Annotated in this window: 5 protein-coding genes and 2 pseudogenes; 5 read left to right on the top strand and 2 right to left on the bottom strand. The window is 44.6% G+C overall.

What is annotated here, in order from left to right:
* From BLV62_RS28640 to BLV62_RS21150, 3 genes and pseudogenes are all read left to right on the top strand, one after another.
* A pseudogene (locus BLV62_RS28640) lies at nt 1–254 on the top strand (hypothetical protein); the annotation flags it as partial.
* A gap of 178 nt (nt 255–432) precedes the next feature.
* Complete coding sequence (locus BLV62_RS21155; protein ID WP_168927936.1) at nt 433–1,266, top strand: universal stress protein; 834 nt, start codon at nt 433–435, stop codon at nt 1,264–1,266.
* Nucleotides 1,267–1,306: 40 nt separating this feature from the next.
* Nucleotides 1,307–2,068 (top strand): DUF4197 domain-containing protein, encoded by a 762-nt coding sequence (locus BLV62_RS21150; RefSeq protein WP_089764041.1) that lies wholly within the window; start codon nt 1,307–1,309, stop codon nt 2,066–2,068.
* 706 nt (nt 2,069–2,774) lie between these two features.
* Here BLV62_RS21150 and BLV62_RS29015 read toward each other — a convergent pair.
* Together BLV62_RS29015 and BLV62_RS21140 are read right to left on the bottom strand one after the other, a co-directional pair.
* Nucleotides 2,775–3,119, bottom strand: a pseudogene (locus tag BLV62_RS29015) (flavin reductase family protein); the annotation flags it as partial.
* Nucleotides 3,120–3,213: 94 nt separating this feature from the next.
* A complete protein-coding gene (locus tag BLV62_RS21140) occupies nt 3,214–4,224 on the bottom strand; it encodes a fumarylacetoacetate hydrolase family protein (protein WP_089764037.1) in 1,011 nt (336 codons plus the stop codon).
* A 112-nt stretch (nt 4,225–4,336) separates the two neighbouring features.
* On the opposite strand from BLV62_RS21140, the gene BLV62_RS21135 reads away from it, so the two are divergent.
* A complete protein-coding gene (locus BLV62_RS21135) occupies nt 4,337–5,587 on the top strand; it encodes a serine hydrolase (RefSeq protein WP_225889656.1) in 1,251 nt (416 codons plus the stop codon).
* A 163-nt stretch (nt 5,588–5,750) separates the two neighbouring features.
* Entirely contained in the window at nt 5,751–6,407 is a 657-nt protein-coding gene (locus tag BLV62_RS21130) for a sterol desaturase family protein (RefSeq protein ID WP_089764035.1), read from the top strand.
* Nucleotides 6,408–6,476 lie beyond the last annotated feature (69 nt).

Below are 6,476 nucleotides of genomic sequence, written 5' to 3'. Positions count from 1 at the left end.
TCTACAATCGTCTGCGCATATGTATCTGGAAGCAATGGAAAACCATCCGTAACCGGTACCGTAATCTTATAAAACTTGGCTTATCAAAGTATTACGCAAGGATGTGGAGCAAAACGAGTATAGGTTACAGCCGTGCGGCTCGTAGTCCGATACTATGCAGAACCCTCACCAACGCATACTTTAGGAAAGAAGGCTATGTCGGATTTTACGAACGCTATTATCTGAAAACAGAAAGTCAGATTAAATTATTCTAACAAACCGCCGTATACCAGACCGGTACGTACGGTGGTGTGAGAGGACAGTGAGGGAAATAATCCCTCACTTCCTACTCGATTTGGTACGAAGAATGCTAGGTATTCAACAAAAGAACCGCTGAAACGTATATATACCAGTGCGGATCGTTTATTGGTCACCGTATCTAAAAGTTTATATATGAAAACAATTCTGGTACCTACCGATTTCTCAGATACAGCATACAATGCTGCTGTTTATGCCATTTCCCTGGCTACCAACTATGGCGCTACCCGTATCGTTTTATACCATGCGTATGAACTCATTGTTCCCATCCCGGATGTGCCAACAATGATTCCCATGGTAAACCCCGACGATTTGAAGGAAGCCAGCCTGGAGGGACTGGAAAAGATGCGGAATGAACTTAAAGATCTTGTGCCTCCGGAAATAACATTGGTGACAAGAGCCGATAATACCCTGCTTGCAGCAACCATAGAAGATGTTTGCAAAACAGAGGAAGTGGATATCATTGTAATGGGAATTACCGGCGGAACGAAGCTCGAAGAAGTGCTGGTAGGATCAAATACAATAGACGTGGTAAAAACCACTTCTTACCCGGTATTGGTAGTGCCGGGAGGCGCCATGTTCAGGCCAATTGGCAAAATAGTGTTTGCCACTGACCTGCAGAAGATCGTAGAATCTACGCCTATCAGCCAGTTAACCAGGTTCCTCGACCTCTTTAACGCTGAAGTGCATGTGCTGAATATCGATCATAACAATAAGAATTTCTCTTCAGATACCCCTTACGAAACATTGCTGCTGGATACTATCCTGGAAAAATACAATCCTGTATTTCATTTTGTAGACGATAAAGAAATAGTGGAAGGCATCATGAATTTTGCGGATGCTAACAGGGCCGACCTGATCATCACCATTCCAAAGAAACACGGATTGTTTGAAACGCTCTTTAAAAGAAGCCGTACATCCAAACTGGCGTACCAGACACATATTCCATTGTTGGCTTTACGCGAATAATTTTTACATTTGAACTTACATTAAAGTTCATAATAATACTATGCTTAGACGTTCATTATCGGTATTGCTGGGATGTTTACTCCTGACGCAATTAAGCCATGCCCAGTTTTTAAAGAAATTGAGTAAAAGGCTGGAACAATCAACTACTGCCAAAGACACTTCTTCTTCATCCGGAACTGTTTCCCTGGCTGGTATTACTGAATCCGACGCTGGTTCCGCTATTAAAGAAGCATTGGCCAAAGGCGTTTCCGCAGGTATTTCCAAATTGAATAAAACTAATGGCTTCTTTGGCAGTGATATTTACAAGGTATTACTTCCCCCGGATGCGGTTAAAATAGAGAACACGCTGCGGTCTATAGGCTTAGGCAGCCAGGTAGATAAGGCTATTTTGCAGATCAACCGTTCTGCAGAGAAAGCGGTAGGTTATGCAGCTCCTATCTTCGTTAACGCTATTAAAAAAATGACGTTAACAGACGCTTTAAACCTCGTTAAAGGTGGCAATACTTCAGCTACTGATTACTTCAAAAGTAAAACAACAGACGAGCTGAAAGCAGCATTTGCTCCGGTGATCCAGAAAACGCTCGACAGTACGGCAGCTACCAGGTATTACACCGACATTGTGAATACCTACAATAAACTGCCTACTACTTTCAATAAAGCCAATCCTGACCTCAAAGACTATGTAACTACCATGGCAGTAAACGCCCTGTTCGACCAGATAGGCAAAGAGGAAGCGGCAATCCGGACTAACCCTGCCGCCAGAACTACTGATTTGCTGAAGAAAGTATTCGGAGCCAAGTAGGCTCGCAAAGTTGCTAAGGAGGCAAAGAGCGCAAAGTTTTTCAAGGAAAATAAGAAAGCAAAGGGATTAAAAGATTGTGTTATATACAATGATCTTTTAATCCCTTTGCTTTCTTATTTTGTTGTCTTGCTTTTTAAAATACGTTCCTCTCCTCCTTAAAAATTCACTCCCTCTTCTTAAAACTAAAACTCGCTCCTTTATTTCTTAAAACTCGCTTCAATCCAAAATCCTTTGCGCCCTTTGCCTCCTTCCGCCCCTTTGCGTGAACCTACGCGAGGAGGACCTGCCACGCCGCCCGCACATCTCCTCTCTCCAGCAACTGTTTGGCATACAGGTGCAACTCCCTCTCCATTTCGTCTGGCGTGACGCTATAATATTGGATGATGTTTTTAAGGTGATCGTCATGAAATGCCGGATCAATGAATGGCAGTTCATGTACGTTGGCCAGTTGGCCAAGGTTATTACCAGTGAGGATGCTGCTGTTCCGGATGGCTGCAGGCAGCGCATCTACGCCGATCCCCAGTTTGGTATTGGGTTTCGCTACTTCAAACACGGCATTGCCGGAGGCGCGGCAATAATAATCGCCTCCCATTCTTGCTACCAGGTCTATTTTATGCGGATCTATTTTGCCGTTGGCGTCCAGTATGGTTTCGGTGATATGCAGCATTACCGGTTCGCAGATCACGAGGTTGCCTGCGCCTCCTTCCTGTCCGGTTACGATGATCTCTTTCACGATACATTCTATCTGCACAGGGCTTTCCTTTACCCTGAATGGTTTGATCTTTTCGGAAGGCACCGGAGTGAAGCCCGATTTTTCAAATTCATTTACGCCTGCAGGGTATTCGCAACTGGCCAGGGAAGCTTGCTGCACCATGTTGTAGTTCACCACATTGATCACCACTTCCCTGGTAGCCATTACATTTTCCAGGGTATGTTTCACTGTATTATCCCTTACCCGGCGGGAAGGAGAAAATATCAGCGTAGCGGGATTAGAGCCGAAAACGTTGAAGAAACTGAAAGGCGACAGGTTAGGCTGACCTTCGGCGTTCATGGTGCTGGCAAAACAGATAGGCCGCGGAGCCACCGCCCCCAGCAGGTAAGCATGCAACTCGCTGGTTTTGATACTTAAAGGATCTATCTGCATACTATTTTTTCTTTAAAGCCAGGATAGAAAAGTCGCTGTCTTCCTGTTTGATGATATTGGTAAGGGTACCAAGGCCGGTTACTTCCATTTCCACTACATCTTCGGGCTGCAGCCATTGTTCTTTATATTCCGGATCGTTCAGTTTGCCGGTGCCGTTGAGTTCCAGGAAACAACCGGTGCCTACGGTACCGCTGCCGATAATATCGCCAGGCAGGATATTGGCGCCATACGCGCAGCGTTCAACGATTTCAGCAAATGTCCAGTCCATATCTCCCATATTTCCTTCACTTACCTGGATGCCATTTACTTTGCAGGTCATTTTCAGGTTGTAATTATTGCCTGTATGACCTGGCTTCGCCGGGATCTTATAGGCTTCCAGTTCATCCGGCGTTACCAGCATAGGGCCAACAACGGTGCTGAAGTCTTTACCTTTGGCCGGGCCAAGGTTGAGCAGCATTTCTTCCATTTGGAGGGTGCGTGCGCTCATATCGTTCATGATCATGTATCCGCCAATGTATTCGTCTGCTTCGGCCGCTGTGATATTTCTGCCGGCTTTGCAGATCACGATCGCTACTTCCAGTTCAAAATCCAGTTTCTGGAAATGGTCGGGCATGCATGAAACGGCGCCGGGACCCTGGATAGCGTTATGGTTGGTGAAATAAAAGATCGGGTATTGATCAAATTCCGGGATCATAGGTACTTTCCTGTTGCGGCGGGCAGCTTCAACATGCTGGCGGAATGCATATCCATCGCGGCAGGAAGTAGGGAAAGGCACCGGCGATAAGAGGTCTACCGAGTCAACCGGGATACCGGTTGTACCCCCGGGGTGTTTGCCTTCTTTCAGCATTGCGTCGGCCTGTTTGGCTATCTCTATTACATCTTCCCACATCATGAGGAACATTCCCATATTATTGGGCAGATCGGGGTGCAGGTCTTGTGTATTGTAGAGCAGTCCATTTGCCAGTATGGCCAGTTGGTCGGTTTCTTCTCTTAAGTAGCTTACTAATTTCATGGTTGTTGGTTGTTCTGGTTGTATGAAGGCTCAAATATAACATCATTGCGGCAATAGAAGATGCTTTCTATCCGCCGAAAATGGGTATATTTATAAGTACGAACCATCGTGTATGCGTTACTGTTTTCTGATAATCTGTATGTTCGCCTGCAGGTCGATAGCTGTAGCCCGCCAGTCCGCCGATTCCCTGCTAATTAAGCTGATATGGCAGAAAGCATCTCCCGGCCTGAAACATATCCTGCAACACCCGGATTCTTTCAGATACCAGATAATTTATACCCAGATCGACAGGGATAAGCATAATGTGCCTTCCTTTACCAATCATAACTATGGAGTGGATGACCAGCTGTATTTTAACCCTGCCAGTACGGTTAAACTGCCGGTGGCATTGTTAGCCCTGGAGAAGCTAAGGAAATTGGGGATACAGGGACTGAATTTCGATACTCCGATGCTAACGGATAGCGTAAGAAAGGAACAGGTGCAGGCGCACACAGACACCACCGCCGAAAACGGGTTGCCATCGGTTGCCCACTATATCAAAAAAATATTCCTGGTAAGTGACAATGATGCCTATAACCGGCTATACGAATTCGTAGGTCAGCAGGCTATAAATGAAGAACTCTGGAAGAAGGGTTACCGCAATGTGAGGATTATACGGCGTTTTATGCCGCTCACGGAAGAGGAAAACAGGGTAACCAATCCCATCAGGTTTGTGCGCAACGGCCAGGTGATCTATCAGCAGCCTGAGATGATAGACACGATAACGTTTGATTTCAGCCGGCAGATATTTATCGGGAAAGGGTATTGGGATAAGGATGAGAAGTTGGTGTTTAAGCCGATGGATTTCACCAGGCACAATATTTTTCCATTGACAGACCTGCAGCATATGCTGCAATCTGTGCTATTTCCAACATCGGTACCCAAAGCCAGCCGTTTTTTATTAACGAAAGAAGATTTGAGATTGTTATGGGGGTATATGTCATCTTATCCGTCAGAAAGTAAGTGGCCGAGGTATGATACTTCGGAATACTATGACAGTTTTACAAAGTTCTTTTTTTTCAAGTCGGGACGGCAGAACATTCCCCCTGCTATCCGTGTATTTAATATGGCTGGCTGGTCGTACGGTTTCCTGACGGATGCTGCCTATATTGTTGATTTTGAACATAATATAGAATTCATGCTGACGGGTACCGTGTATGTGAACCGGGATGGGATCTTAAACGATAACAAGTATGAGTATGAAGAAGAGGGGTATCCTTTCTTCAGGGAGATTGGGGAGATCATATACCAGTATGAGTTGCAACGGAAAAGGAAGTACCGGCCTGACCTCAGGTCATTCAATATACATTACCGGGAGAATTAATCCGGCTAAATATCCTGATTGAGCGAAATAATGAATGAACATCGTATTTTTGCATGTCAATAAGGCTGATATATTCAAATTTTAATACATTTTGAGTTTTCGGCAAGGTATTTAGGAAGGTTTTATTCATATCCCGTAACTGCACCTCAAAACTTTGGGAGTTATGAAGTTTGAAAAGATTAAGAACAAAGGACAGGCAAGATTATTTGAAAGCCAGTATCTGGAGATGCTAACGAAAACGCATCCATTAGTGATCTGGGGTATGTATTTGCCCATTATCGGCTATATGTTGTATTATAGCCATGCAACTTTAGGATTCAGCGTTGGAACTGTAGCCGCCGTATTCTTTGGAGCCATGTTTTTCTGGTCGTTCTTCGAGTACATTATGCACAGGTTTATTTTCCATTTTGCCAGTGATAATCCAAAAGTTCGCCGTTTCATCTATGTCATGCATGGTAATCACCATGAGTACCCGAGAGACAAACAGCGGTTATTCATGCCACCGGTGCCAAGCCTGATCTTAGCATCTGTTATTTTCGGAGCGCAGTATATTTTTCTGCGCCAGATAACTTTTATGTTTTTCCCTGGCTTTTTGCTTGGTTACCTGCTGTACGGAAGCATGCACTATGCTATCCATGCCTGGAACCCTCCTTTCCCATTTATGAAGCCCTTATGGAGAAATCACCATTTACATCACTACAAAAGTGACGACAAGGGTTTCGGTGTAAGCTCTTCGATTTGGGATAGGGTGTTCGGAACATTTTTCGATCTGAAAAAAGAGAAGGAAGATAAAGAAAAGGTAAAGGAATTAATGTTTTAGGAAAAACCGGCTGAATAGCCGGTTTTTTTATATCCCAATTATTGAAAATCCCTTTTTGCCGCATCTTAG

Source organism: Chitinophaga terrae (ex Kim and Jung 2007) (assembly GCF_900107795.1).
GTDB lineage: Bacteria > Bacteroidota > Bacteroidia > Chitinophagales > Chitinophagaceae > Chitinophaga > Chitinophaga terrae.
Note: the sequence above shows the minus strand (reverse complement) of the source record. Positions and strands in the feature narration are given on the sequence as shown.